21 protein-coding genes are annotated in these 21617 nt (G+C 69.3%); 12 read left to right on the top strand and 9 right to left on the bottom strand.

The genetic code is table 11. From position 1 onward, the window contains the following. Both mug and BLV31_RS19325 read right to left on the bottom strand, forming a co-directional pair. Entirely contained in the window at positions 1-567 is a 567-nt protein-coding gene (gene mug, locus BLV31_RS19330; RefSeq protein ID WP_033097284.1) for a G/U mismatch-specific DNA glycosylase, read from the bottom strand. A 25-nt stretch (positions 568-592) separates the two neighbouring features. Then, positions 593-1978, bottom strand: a complete 1386-nt coding sequence (locus tag BLV31_RS19325) for a carotenoid oxygenase family protein (protein ID WP_064060637.1) — start codon at positions 1976-1978, stop codon at positions 593-595. A 183-nt stretch (positions 1979-2161) separates the two neighbouring features. Between BLV31_RS19325 and BLV31_RS19320 the strand changes: the two genes are divergently transcribed. Together BLV31_RS19320 and BLV31_RS19315 are read left to right on the top strand one after the other, a co-directional pair. Then, on the top strand, positions 2162-3100 hold the full coding sequence (locus tag BLV31_RS19320; RefSeq protein WP_064060636.1) for a restriction endonuclease: 939 nt from the start codon (positions 2162-2164) through the stop codon (positions 3098-3100). Between the two features lie 126 nt (positions 3101-3226). Beyond that, positions 3227-3985 (top strand): DUF1906 domain-containing protein, encoded by a 759-nt coding sequence (locus tag BLV31_RS19315; protein ID WP_006550591.1) that lies wholly within the window; start codon positions 3227-3229, stop codon positions 3983-3985. Here BLV31_RS19315 and BLV31_RS19310 read toward each other — a convergent pair. The 3 genes from BLV31_RS19310 to BLV31_RS19300 all read right to left on the bottom strand — a co-directional run bounded on the left by BLV31_RS19310 (position 3982) and on the right by BLV31_RS19300 (position 6895). Further along, the gene (locus BLV31_RS19310) at positions 3982-5424 is read right to left on the bottom strand and encodes an MFS transporter (RefSeq protein WP_064060635.1); all 1443 of its coding nucleotides are present in this window, start codon (positions 5422-5424) and stop codon (positions 3982-3984) included. The genes BLV31_RS19315 and BLV31_RS19310 overlap by 4 nt on opposite strands. Before the next feature lie 157 nt (positions 5425-5581). Next, positions 5582-5965, bottom strand: coding sequence for a hypothetical protein (locus tag BLV31_RS19305; protein WP_174556298.1), 384 nt, complete (start codon positions 5963-5965; stop codon positions 5582-5584). Positions 5966-6052: 87 nt separating this feature from the next. Next, positions 6053-6895: an Rv1157c family protein gene (locus tag BLV31_RS19300; RefSeq protein ID WP_064060634.1), complete on the bottom strand. Its 843-nt coding sequence runs from the start codon at positions 6893-6895 to the stop codon at positions 6053-6055. A 378-nt stretch (positions 6896-7273) separates the two neighbouring features. Here BLV31_RS19300 and BLV31_RS19295 point away from each other — a divergent pair, with 378 nt between their 5' ends. After that, on the top strand, positions 7274-8527 hold the full coding sequence (locus tag BLV31_RS19295) for a mannosyltransferase (RefSeq protein WP_033097288.1): 1254 nt from the start codon (positions 7274-7276) through the stop codon (positions 8525-8527). Here BLV31_RS19295 and BLV31_RS19290 read toward each other — a convergent pair. Further along, positions 8463-8759 (bottom strand): 4a-hydroxytetrahydrobiopterin dehydratase, encoded by a 297-nt coding sequence (locus BLV31_RS19290; protein ID WP_006550586.1) that lies wholly within the window; start codon positions 8757-8759, stop codon positions 8463-8465. The two genes, BLV31_RS19295 and BLV31_RS19290, sit on opposite strands and share 65 nt — an antisense overlap. Positions 8760-8784: 25 nt before the next feature. Here BLV31_RS19290 and BLV31_RS19285 point away from each other — a divergent pair, with 25 nt between their 5' ends. The 6 genes from BLV31_RS19285 to BLV31_RS19265 all read left to right on the top strand — a co-directional run bounded on the left by BLV31_RS19285 (position 8785) and on the right by BLV31_RS19265 (position 15404). Next, a complete protein-coding gene (locus BLV31_RS19285; RefSeq protein WP_024103420.1) occupies positions 8785-9207 on the top strand; it encodes a (deoxy)nucleoside triphosphate pyrophosphohydrolase in 423 nt (140 codons plus the stop codon). Positions 9208-9769: 562 nt separating this feature from the next. Then, the gene (gene typA, locus BLV31_RS19280; protein ID WP_064060675.1) at positions 9770-11656 is read left to right on the top strand and encodes a translational GTPase TypA; all 1887 of its coding nucleotides are present in this window, start codon (positions 9770-9772) and stop codon (positions 11654-11656) included. 79 nt (positions 11657-11735) lie between these two features. Continuing rightward, a complete protein-coding gene (locus BLV31_RS19275) occupies positions 11736-13739 on the top strand; it encodes an ABC transporter family substrate-binding protein (RefSeq protein ID WP_072740537.1) in 2004 nt (667 codons plus the stop codon). Further along, positions 13718-14641, top strand: a complete 924-nt coding sequence (mshB, locus tag BLV31_RS19270) for an N-acetyl-1-D-myo-inositol-2-amino-2-deoxy-alpha-D-glucopyranoside deacetylase (protein ID WP_064060633.1) — start codon at positions 13718-13720, stop codon at positions 14639-14641. The genes BLV31_RS19275 and mshB overlap by 22 nt, the downstream gene beginning before the upstream one ends. Before the next feature lie 86 nt (positions 14642-14727). After that, entirely contained in the window at positions 14728-14886 is a 159-nt protein-coding gene (locus BLV31_RS25085) for a hypothetical protein (RefSeq protein WP_006550580.1), read from the top strand. 77 nt (positions 14887-14963) lie between these two features. After that, the gene (locus BLV31_RS19265) at positions 14964-15404 is read left to right on the top strand and encodes a hypothetical protein (RefSeq protein WP_006550579.1); all 441 of its coding nucleotides are present in this window, start codon (positions 14964-14966) and stop codon (positions 15402-15404) included. Here BLV31_RS19265 and BLV31_RS19260 read toward each other — a convergent pair. Genes BLV31_RS19260 through BLV31_RS19250 form a run of 3 tightly spaced genes read right to left on the bottom strand, consistent with a single transcriptional unit; the run spans position 15361 to position 18175 of the window. Beyond that, positions 15361-16119: a uracil-DNA glycosylase gene (locus tag BLV31_RS19260; RefSeq protein ID WP_019288045.1), complete on the bottom strand. Its 759-nt coding sequence runs from the start codon at positions 16117-16119 to the stop codon at positions 15361-15363. The genes BLV31_RS19265 and BLV31_RS19260 overlap by 44 nt on opposite strands. After that, on the bottom strand, positions 16116-17621 hold the full coding sequence (locus tag BLV31_RS19255; RefSeq protein ID WP_064060632.1) for a PH domain-containing protein: 1506 nt from the start codon (positions 17619-17621) through the stop codon (positions 16116-16118). The genes BLV31_RS19260 and BLV31_RS19255 overlap by 4 nt, the downstream gene beginning before the upstream one ends. Continuing rightward, the gene (locus BLV31_RS19250; RefSeq protein WP_006550576.1) at positions 17618-18175 is read right to left on the bottom strand and encodes a PH domain-containing protein; all 558 of its coding nucleotides are present in this window, start codon (positions 18173-18175) and stop codon (positions 17618-17620) included. The genes BLV31_RS19255 and BLV31_RS19250 overlap by 4 nt, the downstream gene beginning before the upstream one ends. A 101-nt stretch (positions 18176-18276) precedes the next feature. Between BLV31_RS19250 and BLV31_RS19245 the strand changes: the two genes are divergently transcribed. The 3 genes from BLV31_RS19245 to fdxA all read left to right on the top strand — a co-directional run bounded on the left by BLV31_RS19245 (position 18277) and on the right by fdxA (position 21595). Then, on the top strand, positions 18277-18474 hold the full coding sequence (locus tag BLV31_RS19245; RefSeq protein ID WP_006550575.1) for an Rv3202a family protein: 198 nt from the start codon (positions 18277-18279) through the stop codon (positions 18472-18474). Positions 18475-18519: 45 nt separating this feature from the next. Continuing rightward, positions 18520-21117, top strand: coding sequence for a bifunctional FO biosynthesis protein CofGH (locus BLV31_RS19240; protein ID WP_064060674.1), 2598 nt, complete (start codon positions 18520-18522; stop codon positions 21115-21117). A 154-nt stretch (positions 21118-21271) separates the two neighbouring features. Beyond that, positions 21272-21595: a ferredoxin gene (fdxA, locus tag BLV31_RS19235; protein WP_006550573.1), complete on the top strand. Its 324-nt coding sequence runs from the start codon at positions 21272-21274 to the stop codon at positions 21593-21595. The last annotated feature ends 22 nt before the right edge of the window (positions 21596-21617 follow it).

Raw genomic sequence — 21617 nt, 5'->3', positions numbered from 1 at the left:
TCAGGACAGGATGCCGGCCGCCCGGGCCGGTTCGGCGTAGGCCCGCGCGAGCGACTCCACCGTCTCGTGGGCGTTCAACCCGCTCGGATTGGGCACCACCCACAACGGGACGTCACCGATCGTGTCGTCCTGCCGCCCGGCCTTCGCCTTGCGCCGGCCGAAGGCCGCGCGGTAGGCGGTGATGCCCGCGACCGCCACGGCGCGAGGGCGGAACTGCGCCACCACGTGCGCCAGATGGCGTCCGCCCTCACGCAGTTCCTCGTCGGTGAGCTCGTCGGCGCGGGCCGTCGCACGCGGCGCCAGGTTCGTGATGCCGACACCCCGCTCGAGCAGGTGATCGCGGTCGGCGTCGCTCATACCGGACGACGCGTCGATCGGCCGGTCGACGATGCCGGCACGGAACAGGGCGGGGTAGAAGCGATTTCCGGGCCGCGCGAAGTGGGCTCCCGTCGCCGCGGTCCACAATCCCGGATTGATGCCGACGAACAACAGGCGGCAACCGGGCGCGACGAGATCGGGGATCACCGCATCGCGGAAGGACTCGAGTTCGGCTCGTGTGAAACCCATCCACCCAAACTAGCCGGAGCGACGCTCAGTCCGGCGGGAGCCAGGCTCCGTGCAAGCCGGCCGGGACACGGATCGGCAGACGGACCCGCGCGATCGGCCCCGAGGCCGGGTCGGTCTCGGGGAAGACGAGGAACCAACTCGTCATGTCCGCCCGATCGGTCGCGATCGCGCCCCAGTAGCCACCCGAATCACCCGAGAGATAGGCGGGTTCGCCGGGGGAGAGGGTCTCGTGTGCCCAGACTGCTTCGGTCCCGGACGCCACATCGAACCAGAAGAGCGAATCAGCTGCTCCCGCTGGGAGTTTCTGCGACCTGCTGCGCCCGATGGTCGCGACGACGGAGTGGCCGAGGGTCATCGACCGGTCGTCGATGCGGGGGAACTCGATGTCTCGTTCGTGCAGGGTCGTGCGGGTCACCCCGTCGCGACCGATCACGGCGCGTCGCAGGACGGACCGGTTCGGACCTGCCTTCTCGGTCAACGCGCCCGGATACGCCCACTCCACGTAGTCGAGCGCGACGTCGCCGTCGGGCAGGTCGAAGGCGTTGGCGGTGTGCCACATCCAGAACGTGTCGGTCGAGAACCACCGCACCGCGCCGCCGTCGCGGGGGACGAGCGCGACACGCGTTCCGAGATCCGGCTTCCAGTCGAGAGGCGACCCGCCGGAGAAGATCTGCGAGAGATCGAACACGAGCGGGGCCAGGACCAGGACGACATAGGTCGGCGTCAGTGCCATGTCGTGGATCATCAACGGCCGGTCCATGCCGTCGATCGGGGTGGGCGCTCGCGTCACCGTCCCGTCCGGTGCGACCACCGACCAGGTCAGATACGGCGGGTCGAGCATGTAGCAGAAGGCGACCATCTCGCCGGTGTGCGGATCGATCTTCGGGTGCGCCGTCAGCCCGACCGGCAGGGTTCCGTCGAAGGTCTCGCGTCCGAGCGTCTCGAGGTCGGAACCCAAGGTGTACGGTGGCGCCGCTTCGGCCATCGCCATGAGCCGCCCGCCGTGCCGGACGATGTTGATGTCCGGCAGCTCGCGCATGGTGTTCGCCAGGTCGGGCCCGACCTCCTCCTCGGGAGGGAAGTACGGATCGGTGATGCCGGCCCACAGCGCGCGACCGGCCTTCTCCTCCGCGACGACCTGCGGGGTCCGCACGAACCTGTTCGTGTAGCGCGCGGTGCCCCCGGCGATCTGCACGCGGTGGACCATGCCGTCGCCGTCGATCGGGTAGACGTAGTGACCGATCGGGTCGAAGCGCGGATTGGGTCCGTTGCGGAGATAGCTTCCGTGCAGATCTGCGGGCAGTTCCCCGTGGACCTCCAGCTCGCGGACGTCCACTTCCTCGCGTTGAGGCGCGAACAGGCCACTGAGATGCGGATGGTGTGCCAGGTCGACAGGCGCCGGACGTTGCATGACGACTCGCTTCGGTGGAGGCGATTCTTCTGTGGGGCAATCGTAGGACCGGGAAGGGCGATCGGTTCGTGATTCGGCGCGCCCGATCCCACACCCACGGACGGGGACCGTGCATCGGATAGGGTTGTTGCCTACGTGCAGGACTGATAGTGCGGCCGCACGGCCGCGACGTTAGGGGAAGGTGTGCAGCGCCGGAACGCGATCGGAAACTCCGTCCGGAACACCGGAGGTGACGAGGCCACGTTGCCGCCGTACACGGAACTTCTCTGGCCGACCGTGCAGGCGGTGATCGAACTCGGCGGATCCGGTGTCATCGAGGAGATCGATTCCGCCGTGATCTCCCGGACGGGACTGTCCGAGGCCGCACAGGCGGTACTCCACGGTGACGGCCCCGGAACGGAGATCGAATACCGGCTGGCCTGGGCCCGGACCTACCTCAAGGGCATGGGTCTGCTGTCGAATACCCGCCGCGGTGTGTGGAGCGTGACCGACCGTGGCCGCGCCGTGCGCGAGTCGGAGATCAAGCCCATGCAGGTCGCGTACACGGCCGAGAAGCGTCGCAAGCGCATGGTGCGGAACGTCTCGCAGGGTGCCCAGGTCGTGCCGCTCGCAGCCGCCCCCGAGGATCCCGAACTGTGGCGCGAACCCGTCCTCGGTGCCGTCGCCGACCTGTCGGAGGACGGTTTCGAACGGCTCGCCACCGCGGTACTGCGCGCGGCCGGATTCACCACCCTGACGATTCCGGCCCCGGGCGGATCCCACGCCCCCGAGGGCGCCGGTCACGTCGAGGGCACCGGTGTCCTGCGCGTATCGCTGCTGAGCTTCTCGGTGTTCTTCCGTTTCCTGCGGGCACCGGAGAAGGCGGGTGCCGACGTGGTCCGCGAGTTCCGCGCCGCGATGGTCGGGCGGGGCGAGAAGGGTCTGCTCGTCGCCACCGGATCGTTCACCGAGGACGCGCGCGCCGAAGCCCACCGGCACGGCGCCCCGCCGATCGATCTCGTCGACGGCGACGGGTTGTGCGATCTGCTCAAGGAGCACGGTCTCGGTGTCCGTTCCACGGTGCGGACGGTCGAGGACGTCTCCCTGGTGCCGGCCTTCTTCGCCGAACTGTCCGGCCGCTGACCTCGTAGCGCCGTTGCGGATATCGCCTGCCGCGACCTGTCGAATTCTCGGTGTGGCCGGTGGGACGGCTGTGATTGTGATGCAATACGGCGGACGTACAGACGGCAATACGAAGGACAGGTTGCGATGAGCCTTTCGCGGCGGGACATGTTGCGGTACGCGACGCTCGGATCGGGCGTCGCGTTGATCTCTGCGCTCGGCGCACCGGGTCTGGCCCAGGGACGCCCGGTGCTCGGGACCATCATCGACTACTCGGCCGCCGTACCGTCGCCGTCGTCGATCCGCGCCGCCGGCCATATCGGCGCCATCCGGTACGTGTCCGATGCGCGACCCGATGCCGCCTGGATGCGCGCCAAGCCGCTCACCGGACGGGAAGCGGACGCGCTGCTCGACAGCGGACTCGAAGTGGTCTCGTGCTACCAGTACGGCAAGGCCGCGACCGCCGACTGGCTCGGTGGTTACGAGGCGGGGCTGAAGCACGCCCGGCGCGGCCTCGACCTCCACTACGCGGCCGGTGGCCCGGAGAACCGGCCGATCTACGCCTCGATCGACGACAACCCGACCTTCGAGCAGTTCACGCTCCAGGTCGTGCCGTACCTGCTGGGCTGGCAGGAAGTGGTCGGCGCTGGAAATCTCGGTGTGTATGCCAACTCGCCGACCATCGACTGGGCGTCGGCGATCTCCCTCGGGTCCTTCTACTGGCAGCACGACTGGGGCACGCCCAACGGGTACGTGCATCCGCGGGCGAACCTGCACCAGATCCCGGGCGAGGTCCGGATCGAGGGCATCGGCGTCGACATCAACCACGTCCTCACGCCCGACTACGGCCAGTGGTCGCTCGCCGGCAGCGCACCGAGTTCGGACCCGGGACTCCTGGGAAGTTAGCGCTCGGGTCGGGTCTCGTCGACGGGTCGCACGGAGCGGCCCGGCGGCGGGATGAGGACCGTGAAGACCAGCGCCACCACTGCCGCGCCCATCGCCACCAGGAAGCTGACGCGGAACCCTTCGAGGGCGGGCACCACGGAGTCGCCGATGCGCTGGGTCATCGCCGCCAGCATCACACCCACCACCGCTGCGGCGCTCGTCGTGCCGATCGACCGCATCAGGGTGTTGAGGCTGTTGGCCGCGGCGGACTCGCGCAACGGCACGGCGCCCATGATGAGCGCGGGCATCGCCGCGTAGGCGAGACCCACACCGGCGCCGATGAGCATCGAGGCGCCGACGATGTGCCAGACCTCCTGGTACAGCACGTACGCCATCAGATAGCCGAGGCCTACGAGCACTGCGCCGCAGCCGAGGGTCACGCGGGCGCCGAACCGCGTCGTGATGCGCGCCGAGACGGGGGACAGCGCCATCATGACGAGTCCGGCGGGGGCGAGCGCGATCCCGGCGGTGACCATCGTCTGCCCGAAACCGTAACCGGTCTCCGTCGGCGCCATCAGCAGCTGCGGGAACGCCAGGATGTTCGAGTACATCGAGAACCCGAGCGCGACCGACGCGAGATTCGTCATGAGGATCGGCCGGCGGGCGGACAGTCGAAGGTCCACGAGCGGACGCGATATCCGCAGTTCGTACAGGCCCCAGCCGACGAACACCACGAGTGCCCCGGCGAGCATCCCGAGGGTGGCCGGGGCGGTCCAACCCCAGTCGTTGCCCTTGGTGACCGGCAGCAGCAACAACACGAGGGCGACGGAGAGCAACAGTGCCCCGGCGACGTCGAAGCGTCCCGGATTGCGGTGCGACGATTCGGGCACGACGAACAGGATCGCGGTGATACCGATGAGCCCGAGGACCAGCGACGCGACGAACAGCATGTGCCAGTCGGTCGCCTGGGCGACGAAGGCCGCGGCGGGAAGGCCGATCGCGCCGCCGACACCCATCGTGGCGCTGATGGTGGCCATGGCGCCCGGGAGTCGCCGGGAAGGCAGCTCGTCGCGCAGGATCGCGATACCGAGCGGGATCGCGCCCATCGCGGCGCCCTGGAGAGCCCGGCCGACCACGAGCGGGACGAGGGTCGTCGCGAGCGCGCAGACCGCCGAACCGAGCACCATGAGCGAGAGCGAGGTCAGCAGCATCCGGCGTTTGCCGAACATGTCGCCGAGGCGACCGCTGATGGGGGTGACCACCGCGCCGGCGAGCAGAGTCACCGTCACAGCCCAGGACGTGTTCTCGGGTGACGCGCCGACGAGCACCGGCAGCCGCGGGAGGATCGGGACGATCAGGGTCTGCATGAGCGCGACGCTGATCCCGACGGTCGCGAGGACCGGCACGATGCCGCGCGGGGCAGGAATCTCCCGGGTGGAGAGCGGTGTCTCTACGGCCATGCGGCTCCTCGGTCCGGGGCCGGGGTGACGCGGCCTACAACGACAATTTGTGCGCAATACGAACGACGCTGCCATCGTGTCTAACACGGCAGGGCCGTCGATCCCTAGTACCCTCCCGCCGTCCGGTCCTGCGTGGCCGTTCGACCGGCGTCCGGTGTCAGGACTGACAGTGCTTGTCGGGCTCGGATTCGTCGACGGTGATCGAGAGCGGCGGATGCTCGTCGGGCGCGGAATGATCGCCGCGCCACGCCAGCAGCGACCAGCGCGACAGGCCGGACAGTGCCGAGCCGAGACTCGCGAACGACAGTGAGGACAACGCCGAACCGAACGACCCGACGGAGCCGATGGACAGAACCGACCCGCAGCTACCGATCGACAGGATCGAGTACGAGGAACCGATCGACAGGATCGACCGCTCCGAGGCGATCGACAGGATCGAGCGGTGAGAGAGGAGTGAGCGGCGGGAATTCACGGACGCGGCGCCGGCCGGGTGCCGCAGACGACGCTGCTTCGACGGGATGCGCGACGCGGTGAAGGCCATGCTCCGGTCTATCACGCCCGGCGTCGACGGGGGAAGACACGAAGGCCGCCGGGAGAAACTCCCGGCGGCCTTCGGTGAGTACGTGAATCAGGGAACGGCGACGAGACCCACGGTGGGCAGGAAGGTGCACGAACGCGGATCGGCGCCCTCGTCCTGCGTGGTGATTCCACCGGAGATCACGGCAAGGACCTGACCCGAACCGGTGTCGGCGATCGCGCTCAGCGTGGTCGGGCCGTCGGGGTTGATCTTCGCGTCGTTGGTGAGCGGTTGCGTGCCCGTGCGTCCGTTGGAGACGTTGACCCAGCTCAGGGTGAGCGGCTGTTCCTGTTCGCCGGCGGCGGGTGCGGTGCCCAGCGCGGTGAAGACGAAGCCGGTCTGGCCTGCGCCCGGTCCGGGAGGGGGAAGGTGCGACGGACCCGCGACCGCGAGGGCGGTGCCCACGGAGTCCTGGCTGTCGCCGATGCAGCCCTTGCCGATAGTCGGGTAGAGGAACTGCGAGATCACCACGGCGCCGGGCTCGGGGATCTCGGGTCCGCCGCCGCCGCTGCCATCGAGGAAGGTGATGACGCGCTGGAGCGTGCTCTTCACCGATTCGGGGAGCTCGGAGTTCGCGAGCAGTTCCTTGGCCTGCGCCAGCAGGTCGTTCTTGCCGTCGGCCGCGTCGGCGACATCGGCGGGGCCCGCGGCCGCACCGATGATCGCGGGCGCGAGGGAAGCCAGGGCCTCGGCCTCTTCGGGGTTCGCCCGGACCCCGGCGAGCAGGTCGGTCAACGACTCTACGGAAAGATCAGCGGGAATCTCGAACTGGGGCAGTTCGACGAGCCCTGCCAGGTCCGGCAGTACGGGTGGCGCCGGTTGCGCGACGGCCTGCGTAGGCACGGCCAATCCCGCGGTGGCGGCGAGTGCGCACAGCGTGAGCGCCCGTCGCATTCCTCGAGTACGAAGCACTGTTCCCCATCCTTGTCGTTGAAGCATCCGGTTGTTCGGGACGAACGATCGGATGCTGACGGCTCGAGGAGACACTCTATGGACCCCCCGCACACGGGACAAGCCTGCCGTTTCGGAACGGCGCGCCCATCGCTGGTTCGGGATTCTAACCACGGGGTGTTCCGTCCCTCGGATCCTGTCGAACATAACGCGTTCGACCTGAGAAGATTGTGACTGTAGATGAAATCGTTACGGGAGTGAACTCCGGTTCGTTTGCATGCCTATCGGAACGGTAATCTCCTTCGCCGGGTCCGGTTCACCGGACGGACGTTCGACGGGAGAGGCCGCACCGCAGTGCCACGAGGGTTTCCTTCGCACCGGATGTGGTGGTGCGCGGCGTTACTGGCGCTGTCCGTCGTCGTCCGGATCGCCTGGGGATTCATCACTCCCAACGGCATGAACCTCGTCGACCTGCACGTCTACGTCGACGGATCGGCCGCTCTGCTGCAGGGCGACCTCTACGGGTTCACCTATTCGGAGGACACCCCCGACTTCCCCCTGCCGTTCACCTATCCGCCCTTCGCCGCGCTCGTCTTCCTGCCCCTGCACCTGATCCCGTTCGGAATCCTGGGCGTGGCCTGGCAGCTGCTGACGGTCGCGGCGCTGTTCGCCGTCGTGTGGATCTCGCTCGAACTCGTCGTGGACGCGCGGGCACGGAGCCGGTCTTGGGTCGGTGTCGCGATGCTGTGGACGGCTGCGGGCATATGGACCGAGCCGGTACGCACGACCCTCGACTACGGCCAGATCAACGTCTTTCTCGTCCTCGGCGTGATGCTCGCGGCCCGCAGTTCCCGGTGGTGGCTGTCGGGTGGGCTCGTCGGCGTGCTCGCCGGGATCAAGCTCACGCCTGCCATCACCGGCCTGTACTTCCTCGCGCAGCGACGCTGGCGCGAGGCGGTGTTCTCCGCGGTCGTCTTCGTGGGGACCGTCCTGGTGAGCCTGCTCGTGCTCGGCTCCCAAGCCGCCACCTATTTCGGGTCCCTCTTCGGCGACGCGGATCGGATCGGGCCGGTCGTGTCGGTGTGGAACCAGTCGCTGCGCGGAGCGCTGGGTCGTCTCGCGGGTGAGGACGTCGGACTCGGGCCGGTGTGGCTGGTCGGCGTCGTGGTCTGCGCGGTCCTCGCGTTCGCGGCGTGGCGGTCGCTGGAACCGCTGCCCGACGGAACGCGCGACCGTCTCGGCACGCTGCTGATCGTGCAGTTGTTCGGTCTGCTCGTCTCGCCCATCTCGTGGGTCCACCACTGGGTGTGGGTGGTCCCTTTGCTGCTGTGGCTTCTCTACGGACCCTTGGCGCGGTCGCTCGGAGCCCGCATCGTCGCCGCGTGCTGGGCCGCGGTCACGCTGATCGGCGTTCCGTGGGTACTGAGTACGGCGCAGAACTCGATCTGGGATGTCGAACGTCCCGCTCCGCTCGCCTGGCTCGGCGCCGTCAACGTGGTCGGTGTCCTCGCCGTCTACGTCGTCGTGATCCTCGCAGCCCGAGGACGTGAGGGGCAGGACGAACGGGTGACTACAGACCCGAGCGCCGTGCCTCCTCGTCGATCCGACGCGCAAGAGCCGGATCCGACTCCGTGATGCCACCGGCGGAATGCGTGCTCAACGCGAAGGTCACCTTCCGCCACCTGATGTCGATGTCCGGATGGTGATTCGCCTCCTCGGCGACGACGGCCACCCGGTCGACGAGTGCGATCGCGTCGGGGAAGGTGGGCGCCTCGATGGTGCGGACCAGCGACTGTCCCGCGCGGTGCCAGTGCGGCAACTCGGCCAGCGCGGCGTCGATCTCTCCGTCCGTCAGCAGCTGGGACATGACTCATTCTGGGACGATGCACGTCATGTCTGCAAGCACATCGTCCGCGAGTACACCGGCGCCCGACGGGCACGTCGTGGCCGGCGCCGTCATCCGGGACGGACGCGTGCTGCTCGCCCAGCGCACGCGGCCCGTCGACCTCGCGGGCCTGTGGGAGTTGCCCGGAGGCAAGGCGGAACCGGGGGAGAGCGTGGAGGCGGCGCTCGTGCGGGAGCTGAGGGAAGAGCTCGGTGTCGAGGTGCGCGGTGCGGAGCGACTGGGGGTCGCGGTGCCGTTGGCCGGAGGTCGCGAGTTGTGTGCCTACAGGGTCGAACTCGTCTCGGGTGATCCCGAGCCGCTGGACCACGCGGCGTTGCGGTGGGTCGACGCGGACGAACTCGGGGAGGTCGATCTCGTCCCGGCCGATCGTGCGTGGATTCCCGATCTACGCGAACATCTGCGGCGCTGAGGTCATACGGCGCATGCCTGGTGGTCAGGCGGCGCGGGCCTTGTCGAGATACTTGCGCAGTTCCTTCTTGCTGAGCCCGTCGTTCTCGACCTACTTCATGCGCATGACGACGACGGGGCATTTGAGGCACCGCGTCTTCTTGCGGCAGCACTTCTTCTTCGGCTTCAGGCCTGCGACCTTGCTCGCCTTCACCTTCCCCATACGTCCCGCCTGCCTTCCACGGTCCTGCGCGCGGCGAATCACCGGCGGGCGAAGGTTAGCATCCCCTTACTCGTGGACCCAGGGGGTGCATGTGGTGCCGGATTCGGCGGTTACGTCTCCTGGGGGAGTGTCGAGCGTCACCCCGATCGTCGCCGACCTGCGGGTATCTGATGAGGTAGAAGCGGCGACCGACGAACGGCCTGTAAAGTGTATTGACGGCCGCAGTGCCTGCACGCCGAGAATCGGACGGGGCAGGTAGCTCGCAATCTCGCGTCGCGGCCATCGAGACGAACGCCGTACGGGCGAGGTGCCGACCGGGTCCAGTGCCGTGTGGCCGGACTACAGCCAGGAGAGCTATCGCGTGAGCACCGCTGATTTTCGGAACGTCGCCATCGTGGCGCACGTCGACCATGGAAAGACCACTCTCGTCGACGCCATGTTGCGCCAGTCGGGCGCGTTCGCCGAACGTGCGGAACTCGTCGACCGGGTCATGGACTCGGGCGACCTCGAGCGCGAGAAGGGCATCACCATTCTCGCGAAGAACACCGCGGTGCACCGTCACCACCCGGACGGCACCGTCACTGTCATCAACGTCATCGACACCCCCGGCCACGCCGACTTCGGCGGTGAGGTCGAGCGCGGCCTGTCCATGGTCGACGGCGTCGTCCTGCTGGTCGACTCCTCCGAGGGCCCGCTGCCGCAGACCCGCTTCGTGCTCCGCAAGGCGCTCGCCGCGTCGCTGCCGGTGATCCTCGTGGTCAACAAGACCGACCGCCCGGACGCCCGCATCGCCGAGGTCGTCGAGGAGAGCCAGACCCTGCTGCTCGACCTCGCGTCCGACCTCGACGACGAGGCCGCCGAAGCCGCCGAGCTCGCCCTCGAGCTGCCCGTCCTCTACGCCTCCGGTCGTGAGGGCAAGGCCTCGAAGAAGCAGCCCGAGAACGGCCAGGTCCCCGACGCCGAGAACCTCGACGAGCTCTTCGAGGTCCTCATGGAGTGCATCCCCGCACCCAAGGGTGATCCGTCGGCGCCGCTGCAGGCCCACGTCACCAACCTCGACGCCTCCGAGTTCCTCGGTCGTCTCGCGCTGCTGCGCATCCACCAGGGTGAGCTGCGCAAGGGCCAGACCGTCGCGTGGATGCACGCCGACGGCGTCAAGAACGTCAAGATCACCGAGCTGCTCAAGACCGTCGGTGTCGAGCGGCAGCCGGGCGAGGCCGCGGTCGCCGGCGATATCGTCGCCGTGGCCGGCATCCCGGAGATCATGATCGGCGACACGCTCGCCGATCCGGAGAACCCGGTGGCGCTGCCGCGCATCACCGTCGACGAGCCGGCCATCTCGATGGTCATCGGCACCAACACCTCGCCGCTCGTCGGCCGGGTCAAGGGCCACAAGCTCACCGCTCGCATGGTGAAGACGCGGCTCGACTCCGAGCTCGTCGGCAACGTCTCGCTGCGCGTCCTCGACATCGGACGCCCCGACGCGTGGGAGGTGCAGGGCCGAGGCGAACTCGCCCTCGCCATCCTCGTCGAGCAGATGCGCCGTGAAGGCTTCGAGCTGACCGTCGGCAAGCCGCAGGTGGTCACCCGCACCATCGACGGCAAGCTCCACGAGCCCTACGAGGAGCTGACCATCGACAGCCCCGAGGAGCACCTCGGCGCCATCACCCAGCTGCTCGCGAACCGCAAGGGCAAGATGGTCCAGATGACCAACCAGGGCACCGGCTGGGTTCGTATGGAGTTCATCATCCCGTCGCGCGGTCTGATCGGTTTCCGTACCGACTTCCTCACGGAGACCCGCGGCACCGGCATTTCCAACGCCATCTTCCACGGTTACGCGCCGTGGGCCGGCGAGATCCGCGCCCGCCACACGGGTTCGCTCGTCTCCGACCGTGCAGGCTCGGTCACCCCGTTCGCGATGATCCAGCTCGCCGACCGCGGCACCTTCTTCGTCGAACCGGGCAGCGACACCTACGAGGGCCACGTCGTGGGCATCAACCCGCGCGCCGAGGACCTCGACATCAACGTCACCCGCGAGAAGAAGCTCACCAACATGCGCTCTTCGACCGCCGACGTGATGGAGACCCTCGCCAAGCCGATCGAGCTGACCCTCGAGGCAGCGCTCGAGTTCTGTGCTGCGGACGAGTGCGTCGAGGTCACGCCGGAGGACGTGCGCGTGCGCAAGCTGCACCTCTCGCAGACCGACCGTGCGCGTGCGCGGTCGCGGGAGAAGGCCCGTAACAAGTAGTCCAGGTGTGGGGTGGCCCCGGCGAGCGCATGCTGGCCGGGGCCACCCACGTACCACCTGCCTCACGGAAGGAGCCCGAGTGTCGCGTACGCGCGCTCGTCGCCGACTGATCGGGGCGACGGCCGGCCTGGCCGTGGCTGCGCTGGTCCTCACCGGTTGCACCGCCGACCCGCCGCCGCCCATCGAGCAGACAGAGCCGACCACGACCCCGGCTCCCGCTCCGAAGCGCAGCACGGTGGTGGTCGCGATCGACGAGGTCGGTTCGGGCTTCAACCCCCACCTGCTCGCAGACCAGTCGCCCGTCGCGAACGCCGTTGCCGAACTCGTGCTCCCGAGTGCCTTCCGGGCCGTGCCCGATCCGGAGAATCCCGCTGCAGCACTGTGGGTTCCGGACGACTCGCTGCTGCTGTCCGCGGAGGTCACCGACGAGGCGCCGTTCACCATCACCTACCGCCTGCGCGACGAGGCCCAGTGGTCGGACGGAGCGCCGATCGTTGCCGAGGACTTCCGGTATCTGTGGCGGCAGATGATCACCCAGCCCGGCGTCGTCGATCCTGCCGGCTACCGCCTCATCGACGACATCCGATCGTCGGGCGGAGGCAAGATTGTCACCGTCACCCTGCGCGAGCCGTATCCGGCCTGGCGCGAACTGTTCACGAATCTCTTGCCCGCGCACCTGGTCAAGGACACTCCGGGTGGCTTTTCCACCGGCCTGTCCGAGACGATTCCCGTGTCCGGCGCGCGATTCCACGTCGACAACGTCGATCGGGGGCGCGCCGAGGTGCTGCTCGAACGCAACGACCGGTTCTGGGGCACCCCGGCCGGACCCGACGAACTGATCATGCGCCGCGCCGGCACCGACGCCCAGGTGACCGAATCGGTGCGCAGCGACGACGCCCAAGTGGTCCAGAGCGCGGGCGGTGTCGCTCTCGAGGCGCAGCTCGCCGCCGTGCCGGGTGTGCGGACCGGCGTCCAGCTCCAGCCGCGCACCCTCGATCTGACCCTCAACACGCGCACCGCCGAACTCGCCGACCCGGTCGTCCGGCGAGGCATGCTCGACCTGCTCGACCCCGAGCTGCTCGGACTTGTCGCCACGGCCAACAGCACCGGGGTCGTGCGGGCGCGGGCCCAGGTGCTCGCGCCGTCCGATCCGGGATACACCGACACGATGCCGGCGCGTCTGTCCCGGGAGCAGGCCCTCGGACGTCTCGCCGAGGCCGGATATCTACCCGTCCCGCCTGCCGTGCCCCCGGTGCCGACGGACCCCGGCGCACCCGGCCCCGAAGCGCCGGAGGCCGCTGCACCGGAGACGGGGGCATCCGAGACGGCGGCGCCGACGAGCGCGACTCCCGGACCGAGAACCCCCGACGGGCCGGCCCTGCCCGAGGGCACCCTGGCCCGGGCCGGCGTGCCGTTGACGCTGGTCGTGGGCGTGCCGGAGGGTGACGAGACCGCCCGCGCCGTCGCACGCACCGCCGTCGACCTGTGGCGTGGCGCCGGGATCGACGCATCGGTCGACGAACTTCCCCCCGACGAGCTGTACGGCGAAGCCCTCGTCGAGGGCACCGTGCACGCGGTCGTCGGCTGGATGCGTGCCGGTGGAGACCCCGCCACCGCCGCGCTGTCCCGATTCGGATGCGTCCCGGTGGCCGCAGCACCCACCGTGGCGGGGGAGGACCTGCCGACCGTGCCCGAGTCCGACCTCCCGGCGCAGCCCGACGCCCCCGGGACGGCGGAGGCGGCACAGTCGTCGGACCCCGCGACCACCACGCTCGACGAGGACGACGTCGAGGAACGTGAGGATGCGCTCGCAGCGCAGCTCGAGGCTCCGAGCAACCTCTCGGGTGCGTGCGATCCCGGTCTCGAACCCGATCTGCTCGCTGCACTGAACGGCACCACCGACCCGGCGAAGGTCGTCGCCGACGCGCAGGCCAGGCTGTGGGATCTCGCGGTGAATCTGCCGATCCTGCAGGACCGGGCCGTTGTCGCCGCCGGTCCGGGCGTCGAGAACGTCTCGCTGACAGCCGCCGTCGCCACCGGTATTCTCGGCGACGCCCATCTGTGGGGAAGGACCACACCGTGACCGATGCTCCGGGAGCTCTCCCCGACGTTGCGGATCGACGACTTCTGCTCGTCCACGCCCATCCCGACGACGAAACCCTCACCACCGGCGGCACCATCGCCCGGTACGTCGCCGAGGGCGCCGAGGTCACCGTCGTGACCTGCACGCTCGGTGAGGAGGGCGAAGTGATCGGCGACGAGTGGGCCCAGCTCACCGCCGACCGCGCCGATCAGCTCGGCGGATACCGCATCCTCGAACTCACCCGGGCGCTCGACGCGCTCGGCGTCGAGCGACCGCGTTTTCTCGGCGGTGCCGGGCACTGGCGCGACTCCGGGATGGCGGGCACCCCGTCCGCCGACAATCCTCGCGCCTGGGTCAACGCCGACCGCGACGAGGCGATCGAGACGCTCGTCGCCGTGATCCGCGAGACGCGTCCGCACGTGGTCGTCACCTACGACCCGTTCGGTGGCTACGGGCATCCCGACCACATCGCGGTGCACGAACGGGTGACCGCGGCCGTCGAAGCGGCCGGCACCGAGGACTATCCGTCCGCCGGGGCGGCGTGGACCCCCGCGAAGGTGTACTGGACCGTCGCCGAACGGTCCGCGCTCGAACGCGGCATCGCCGCCATGGGCACGCTGCCCGACGGCTGGCGCCGACCGGAGGCCGGCGAACTGCCGAGCGTGCCCGACGACGAGGTCACCACCGTCGTCGACGTCCGCTCGGTTCTCGACGCGAAGCGGACCGCGATGGCCGCGCACACGACCCAGGTGCTGGTCGCGGAGGACGGCGAGCAGTTCGTGCTCTCCAACCTCGTCGCCCAGCCCGTCTTCGACCAGGAGCACTTCGTGCTCGTGCGCGGGCAGCTCGGCCTGACCGACTCCACGGGACGAGAGGACGACCTCTTCTCCGGCATCGGCTAGTGTGACCCGAGTCATCAACGAGGCTGTGGGTGGTTCGCGTCACCCGGCCTCGCGTACCACGCAGGCACACCGTCAGGGGGTTGTCGATGTACAACTGGTCCGTCCAGAACCAGATCGTCGCGTTCGTGGAGTCGTTGAGGCCGTACGCCGACGAGATCCGGGCCGACTACTGGCACGCTCTGTACTCCTTCGCCGACCAGCAGAGCGCGCTGCTCACCATGCTCGGATACCCGCCGGTTCCCTGACGTCCCGTGCGTGGGTCGCGGATGGTTCCGCGGACCCCGGTTGTGCTCGGGCGCGTCCGGTAGCGCACCATCGAAGCATGACGGTCGATCCAGCAACCGCTGCACCCCTCGCGTCACCGGTGGACGTCCAACCCCGCCGGGGGCTCGTCGCGCTGCTCGTGCTCGACGGTGCGCTGTGCGCCCTGTTGTCGGTCTTCTATCTCGGCGTGTACATCGCCGGAGTGCCCTTCCCGATCACCATCCTGCTGGCCGGCCTCGTCAACCTGCTGCTGGTGATGGCCCTCCGCGCCGAGACCGGATCCCTGCGCAGCGCGACCCTGCCGCTGCTGGCCTGGGCCGTCGTCTTCCTCGTCTGCCTCGTGGGCGGTCCGGGCGGCGACCAGCTCGCGCTCGGCGACTGGCGGACCCTGCTGCTGCCCGTGGCCGCGCTCGCCCCCGCCGGCGGCTACCTGTTCTCGGCCCGCATCAGGGAGATCACCCAGGCAGTGGGAGGGACGCAGCCCGCGCCGCGTCCCTGAGCACCTCGGTCACCATCTCCTTCGTCAACCGGCCGGTGAAGGTGTTCTGCTGGCTGACGTGATAGCAACCGAACAGGTGCAACGGGTGCTCCCGCGCCTCGGTGGCAGCGAGCAGCACATGTGCGCCGTGCCCGAACTTGGGGCGGGGAACCGGAATCGTCCACCCCGCCGCCGACAGGACCGGCAGTAATGCCTGCCAACCGAACCCGCCGAGCACGACGACCGACCTCAGCGTGGGGGAGAGCAGGTCGAGTTCCTGTTCGAGCCAGTGCCGGCAGGTGTCGCGTTCGACGACCGTGGGGCGATTGGCCGGTGGCGCGCAGTGCACCGGCGACGTGATGCGCGTGCCGAACAGTTCGAGGCCGTCGCCGATGTGCGTCGCGGTCGGTTGCGACGCCAGTCCCGCGTCGTACAGGGCCGCGTACAGCACGTCGCCCGACCGGTCGCCCGTGAACATCCGTCCTGTGCGGTTCCCGCCGTGCGCGGCGGGCGCCAGCCCGACGATCAGCAGGGACGCATCGGCCGGGCCGAAGCCCGGGACGGGCCGGCCCCAGTACTCCTCGTCGCGGAAGGCCGCTCGTTTCTCCCGCGCGACCTGCTCACGCCATGCGACCAGCCGCGGACACGCGTGGCAGTCGACGAGCGCGTCGTCGAGCTCGGCCAGCGTCGCCGGGGGAGTGCCGTGCAGGGGGCCTTTGCCGGATGTCGGCTTCATCGGTCGATCCATGCTTCTCCCATACCCGGTGTGACCTTCTGGACAAGCGCCCACGCCTCGTCCACGGGGATGTCGATCACCTCGTAGCGTCCCGCACCCGCCGGCGTCGCCGCGACGACGGTCGCGAGACCGACACGGCGCTGGAAGAAGGTCTGCCGCACCGTCCAGCCGATCACACCGTCCGCATCGAGACAGATGCGCTGCCGGTCGATCGAACCGCTGCGGGCGACGAGATGTCCGTCGACGACGGCGTGGCCGAGACCCCGGTAGCGGTCCTGCGCCAGCGCGCACGCCCCCGCGACCAGCACCACGACCACCGTGGCGATCACGGCGAACGGCACGTGCCGGTCGGTGACGGTCAGGGCGACGAGCCCGGCGGCGACCACGACGGCCACCGGCCACAGCGTCCGCGTGTAGCGGCGACGACGGGCACGGGGACCGTGACTGCGCAGCGGAACGTCGAGCGGCAGCCCCCCGGTGAGCACCTCGGCCGCGACCCGCCGGACCTCCCCGTCGGGCGCCGACGGCAGGACCAGTGACGAACCGCCCTGTTGCGCGGTCCTGCCCGTCATGACGGCGTCGAGCCGTGCGGCGCCGACGAGCCGCAGCGCCAGCGGTTCGTGCAGCGCGATCCCGCGCAGCCGCGCCCGGTCGAGGGTGGTGTGACGGGTCGTGAGCAGGCCGTGCGCGATGCGCAGGACCCGTTGGTCGTCGGTCACCCGCAGATCGCCGTAGAGCAGCAAGTACCGCACGCACGCGGCCGGGCTGGCGACGAGCACGACGACCAGCACGAGGATCACGAGCGCGACCACCAGGCCGAGGTCTTCCGCGGTCTCCACCGCGCGGCGGACGACCTGCGATTCGGCGATCGACCGGCCGAGCCCGAACTGGAAGGCGGCACCGGCGACGGCCGCGACGGCGAGCAGTCCCGTCGTGGAGAACGGCGCGTAGCGCACCCAGGCCGGGTCGAATCGCGCCAGCTGACGCTCGGTGACGGCAGCGGTCGAGGTCGTCTCGGCCGGCACGTCGTCCTGCTGCCCACCCCTCAGGAGAACGGCACGGAGCTCGGGGACTGCTGCGATCGGAAGGCCGTTGAGTTCGAACCGGTTGCGATCGGCGCCCCCGCTCTGACCCGTGCCGATCTTCACGACCGCGAGGCCCAGCACGCGATGCAGGAGGCGTTGCTCGACGTCCACCGACCGGATGCGGCTGCGGGGGATCGACAACTCGCGTCGTTGCAGCAGGCCGCGGCGGAGTTCGACGTGCTCTGGTCCTACGCGGTAGGTGGTGGTGAACCAGCGCAGCAGACCGACCAGCACGAGCACGCCCGTCGCCGCGAGGCCCCACACGGGATTGCCGCTGGTGGACCCGATGACGAACGAGCCTGCGAGGACGGGCAGCAGGCGCAGGATCTCCTCGATCGGGTGGATCAGCAGCATCCGGCGATCGAGACGCGACCACGGCACCTCCTCGTCCGTCCCGGCCACGACGGCGTCGTTCATGTCGCGTCCGTCTCCGAGCTCGCCGCGAGTGCGGTCAGGCGAGCGACGGTCTCGTCGGCGACCCTGCTGTCGAGCCCGACGATCTCCACCGCACCCGCCGCCGAGGCGGTGGTGACGGTGACGGTGGTCAGGCCGAGCCACCGGTCGAGCGGTCCACGCTCGGTGTCGACGGTCTGGATCCGGGAGATCGGTGCGATGCGGTGCTCCTGCGTCCACCAACCCGAACGCGTGTAGACCGCGGTCTCGTCCATCTCCCAGCGATGGACGCGGTATCGCCAGACCGGCACCACCGCGACGTGCAGTCCACCGAGGACGACGGTCGCGGCCGCGGCGGCGACGTGCCACCCGGCGCCCACCGGCGTGACGAGCACCCACACGACCTGCGCGACGACCAGCGGCAACCACATCAGCGCTGCACTCACGGCCCACAGCACACGCGCCTTCGGGCTCGGCCGCCACGACGGTTCCCTCATCACCACGCTCGTCGCTGCCGTGTTGTCGGCCGACCCCGCCGGCGAACTCTCGTCGTCCTCCACCCGCACCTCCTGCTCCATCGGGCCCCGTGTCCGGTTCCACGCTAGGCTGGGATCCGTAGAACCCGGCCGGACTCGCCCGATCCGATCTCACGATCGGGCCCTATCAGGAGGAGATCGCAATGACGGAGTCGAATGCGCTCGGCATCGAGATCCAGTCCGACAACGATTCCGAGGCCGACCGGCTCGAGCAGGCCATTCCCGTCTACGACGATCCTGCCGACGACCTGCCTTCGGACGTGCCCCTCGAAGCCGACCCGGCAGACACCTACGAGCAGTCCCGCGAAGTCCCGGCGGACGACGACTACCCGCGCGGATAGACCCCGAAGTGGCATGGGGGTGCTCGTAGGCGCATGATCGGGCCCATGACCGATTCCGCAGACGACACCCCGCAGTCCGCGATGCTCCCGACCCCCACCGTGCGTCCCGGCGCTGCGCACCGATCCACGGCGACTCCCTCGGGAATGCGTCGAGCGTTGCGCCGGGCTCGCGACGGGGTCGCACTGAACGTCGACGAAGTGGCGGTCCTGCTGCAGGCCCGGGGTGCCGATCTCGAGGATCTCTGTGCGTCGGCGGCGCGGGTGCGCGATGCCGGCCTTCTCGCGGAGGGTCGACCCGGCACGGTCACCTATTCGCGCAAGGTCTTCGTCCCCATCACCCGGCTGTGCCGGGACCGATGCCACTACTGCACCTTCGTCACCGTCCCCGGCAAGCTCCGCGCCGAGGGTCACGGCATGTATCTCGAACCCGACGAGATCCTCGAGATCGCCCGTCAGGGAGCCGAACTGGGTTGCAAGGAAGCCTTGTTCACACTCGGCGACCGGCCCGAGGACCGGTGGCCCGAAGCGAAGCAGTGGCTCGACGAGCGCGGCTACGATTCCACCCTCGACTACGTGCGAGCGATGGCGATCCGCGTCCTCGAGGAGACCGGTCTGCTGCCGCACCTCAATCCCGGGGTGATGAGCTGGGCCGAGATCTCGCGGCTGAAGCCGGTCGCCCCGTCGATGGGCATGATGCTCGAGACCACCTCCGAACGGTTGTTCACCGAGAAGGGGCAGTGCCACTACGGCAGCCCCGACAAGGATCCGGCGGTGCGGCTGCGGGTGCTCACCGATGCGGGCCGACTCGCGGTGCCGTTCACCACCGGCATCCTCGTCGGCATCGGTGAGGACTTCACCGAGCGTGCCGAATCGATCCACGCGATCCGTAAGTCGCACAAGGCATTCGGTCATATCCAGGAAGTAATCGTCCAGAACTTCCGCGCCAAGGACGACACCGCGATGCGCGAGCACGACGACGCCGATCTCGGCGAGTTCCTCGCCGCGATCGCCGTTGCGCGGCTCGTCCTCGGGCCGGGAATGCGCATCCAGGCCCCGCCGAATCTCGTCTCGCTCGACGAGTGCCGCGCGCTGCTCGGGGCGGGTGTCGACGACTGGGGTGGTGTCTCGCCGTTGACGCCCGATCACGTCAACCCCGAACGGCCCTGGCCGAATCTCGACACCCTGGCGCGCCTGAGCTCCGAGGCCGGCTTCGAGCTCACCGAGCGGATCGCCGCGCAGCCGAAGTACGTGCTCGCCGGGCAGCCGTGGATCGATCCGCGCATCACCGCGCACGTGCACGCCCTCGCCGATCCGGCCACGGGCCTCGCGCGCGAGGTGATCCCGTCCGGACTGCCCTGGCAGGAACCCGACATCGACTGGGAGTCGTCGGGTCGCGTCGATCTGAACTCCGAGATCGACGTGACCGGACGCAACACCGAGCACCGGTCCGATCTCGGGAGCGCTTTCGGCGACTGGGAGACCGTCCGCGAACAGGTGCTCGAGCTGGGCGCCTCCGCACCGGTGCGGCTCGACAGCGACGTGCTCTCGGCGCTGCGCTCCGCGGAACGGGATCCGGGCGGTTGCACCGAAGCGGAGTACATCGCCCTCGCCAACGCCGACGGCGCCGGTCTCGAAGCACTCGTGGCGCTCGCCGACCAGCTGCGCCGCGACACCGTCGGCGACGACGTCACCTATGTCGTCAACCGGAACATCAACTTCACCAACATCTGCTACACCGGCTGCCGGTTCTGCGCCTTCGCGCAGCGCAAGGGCGACGCCGACGCGTTCACCCTCTCGGCGAGCGAGGTCGCCGACCGGGCGTGGGAGGCGCACGTCGCCGGCGCCACCGAGGTGTGCATGCAGGGCGGTATCGATCCGGAACTGCCGGTGACCGGCTACGCCGATCTCGTCCGCGCCGTCAAGGCGCGGGTGCCGTCGATGCACGTCCACGCGTTCTCGCCGATGGAGATCGTCAACGGTGTCGCGCGCAGCGGCACGTCGATCCGGGACTGGCTCACCGAACTGCGTGAGGCCGGGCTCGACACCATCCCGGGCACCGCCGCGGAGATCCTCGACGACGAGGTGCGGTGGGTGCTCACGAAGGGCAAGCTCCCGACCGCCGAGTGGATCGAGGTGGTGACCACCGCGCACGAGGTGGGCCTGCGATCGAGCTCGACGATGATGTACGGGCACGTCGACCAGCCGCACCACTGGGTCGGCCACCTCGAGGTGATCCGCGGGATCCAGGACCGCACGGGCGGATTCACCGAGTTCGTGCTGTTGCCCTTCGTGCACCAGTCGTCGCCGCTGTATCTGGCCGGCGCGTCGCGTCCCGGCCCGACCATGCGCGACAACCGTGCCGCGCACGCCCTCGCCCGGGTCATGCTGCACGGCCGGATCGACAACATCCAGACCAGCTGGGTCAAGCTGGGTGTCGCCGGGACGCAGGCCATGCTCGAGGGCGGGGCGAACGATCTCGGCGGCACGCTCATGGAGGAGACGATCTCGCGCATGGCGGGCTCGCAGCACGGTTCGGAGAAGACCGTCGCCGAACTGGTCGCGATCGCCGAGGGCATCGGGCGGCCGGCGCGCCAACGGACCACCGCGTACACGCCGATCGAGCTCCCGGTCACCGCGGGCTGACCCGCCTCGACGGTCTGCACTCTGAAGTAGGGGACCCTTACTCCGGTGTGTGGCACGGGCACGGGGGATACTGGAGGACCGTGGGCGCCGAGGGTGCCCGCTCGGGCGAGACCGCGCAGGTCGGCGGGCTTACAGAGAGGCAGGGAGAACAGCAGTGACGTACACGATTGCGGAACCGTGCGTGGACGTGTTGGACAAGGCATGCATCGAGGAGTGCCCCGTCGACTGCATCTACGAGGGCGGTCGCATGCTGTACATCCACCCCGACGAGTGCGTCGACTGCGGTGCGTGCGAGCCCGTGTGCCCCGTCGAAGCGATCTTCTACGAGGACGACGTCCCGGACGAGTGGTCCGAGTACGTCAAGGCCAACGTCGACTTCTTCAACGATCTCGGCTCGCCCGGTGGCGCCGCGAAGCTCGGCAAGGTCGACTACGACCCGCCGTTCGTCAAGAATCTCCCTCCCATGGGCGAAGAGTGACGAACGGACCGGTGGAACTTTC

The organism is Rhodococcus pyridinivorans (assembly GCF_900105195.1).
Lineage (GTDB): Bacteria > Actinomycetota > Actinomycetes > Mycobacteriales > Mycobacteriaceae > Rhodococcus > Rhodococcus pyridinivorans.
The sequence above is the reverse complement of the archived record's forward strand: the minus strand, read 5'-3'. Positions and strand labels throughout refer to the sequence as shown.

Excerpts from the sequence above, each read along its gene's own strand:
- mug (WP_033097284.1), bottom strand. The coding sequence starts at position 567 with ATGGGTTTCACACGAGCCGAACTCGAGTCCTTCCGCGATGCGGTGATC.
- BLV31_RS19325 (WP_064060637.1), bottom strand. The coding sequence starts at position 1,978 with ATGCAACGTCCGGCGCCTGTCGACCTGGCACACCATCCGCATCTCAGT.
- BLV31_RS19315 (WP_006550591.1), top strand. The coding sequence starts at position 3,227 with ATGAGCCTTTCGCGGCGGGACATGTTGCGGTACGCGACGCTCGGATCG.
- BLV31_RS19310 (WP_064060635.1), bottom strand. The coding sequence starts at position 5,424 with ATGGCCGTAGAGACACCGCTCTCCACCCGGGAGATTCCTGCCCCGCGC.
- BLV31_RS19305 (WP_174556298.1), bottom strand. The coding sequence starts at position 5,965 with ATGGCCTTCACCGCGTCGCGCATCCCGTCGAAGCAGCGTCGTCTGCGG.
- BLV31_RS19300 (WP_064060634.1), bottom strand. The coding sequence starts at position 6,895 with ATGCGACGGGCGCTCACGCTGTGCGCACTCGCCGCCACCGCGGGATTG.
- BLV31_RS19295 (WP_033097288.1), top strand. The coding sequence starts at position 7,274 with ATGTGGTGGTGCGCGGCGTTACTGGCGCTGTCCGTCGTCGTCCGGATC.
- BLV31_RS19290 (WP_006550586.1), bottom strand. The coding sequence starts at position 8,759 with ATGTCCCAGCTGCTGACGGACGGAGAGATCGACGCCGCGCTGGCCGAG.
- BLV31_RS19285 (WP_024103420.1), top strand. The coding sequence starts at position 8,785 with ATGTCTGCAAGCACATCGTCCGCGAGTACACCGGCGCCCGACGGGCAC.
- BLV31_RS25085 (WP_006550580.1), top strand. The coding sequence starts at position 14,728 with ATGTACAACTGGTCCGTCCAGAACCAGATCGTCGCGTTCGTGGAGTCG.
- BLV31_RS19265 (WP_006550579.1), top strand. The coding sequence starts at position 14,964 with ATGACGGTCGATCCAGCAACCGCTGCACCCCTCGCGTCACCGGTGGAC.
- BLV31_RS19260 (WP_019288045.1), bottom strand. The coding sequence starts at position 16,119 with ATGAAGCCGACATCCGGCAAAGGCCCCCTGCACGGCACTCCCCCGGCG.
- BLV31_RS19255 (WP_064060632.1), bottom strand. The coding sequence starts at position 17,621 with ATGAACGACGCCGTCGTGGCCGGGACGGACGAGGAGGTGCCGTGGTCG.
- BLV31_RS19250 (WP_006550576.1), bottom strand. The coding sequence starts at position 18,175 with ATGGAGCAGGAGGTGCGGGTGGAGGACGACGAGAGTTCGCCGGCGGGG.
- BLV31_RS19245 (WP_006550575.1), top strand. The coding sequence starts at position 18,277 with ATGACGGAGTCGAATGCGCTCGGCATCGAGATCCAGTCCGACAACGAT.
- BLV31_RS19240 (WP_064060674.1), top strand. The coding sequence starts at position 18,520 with ATGACCGATTCCGCAGACGACACCCCGCAGTCCGCGATGCTCCCGACC.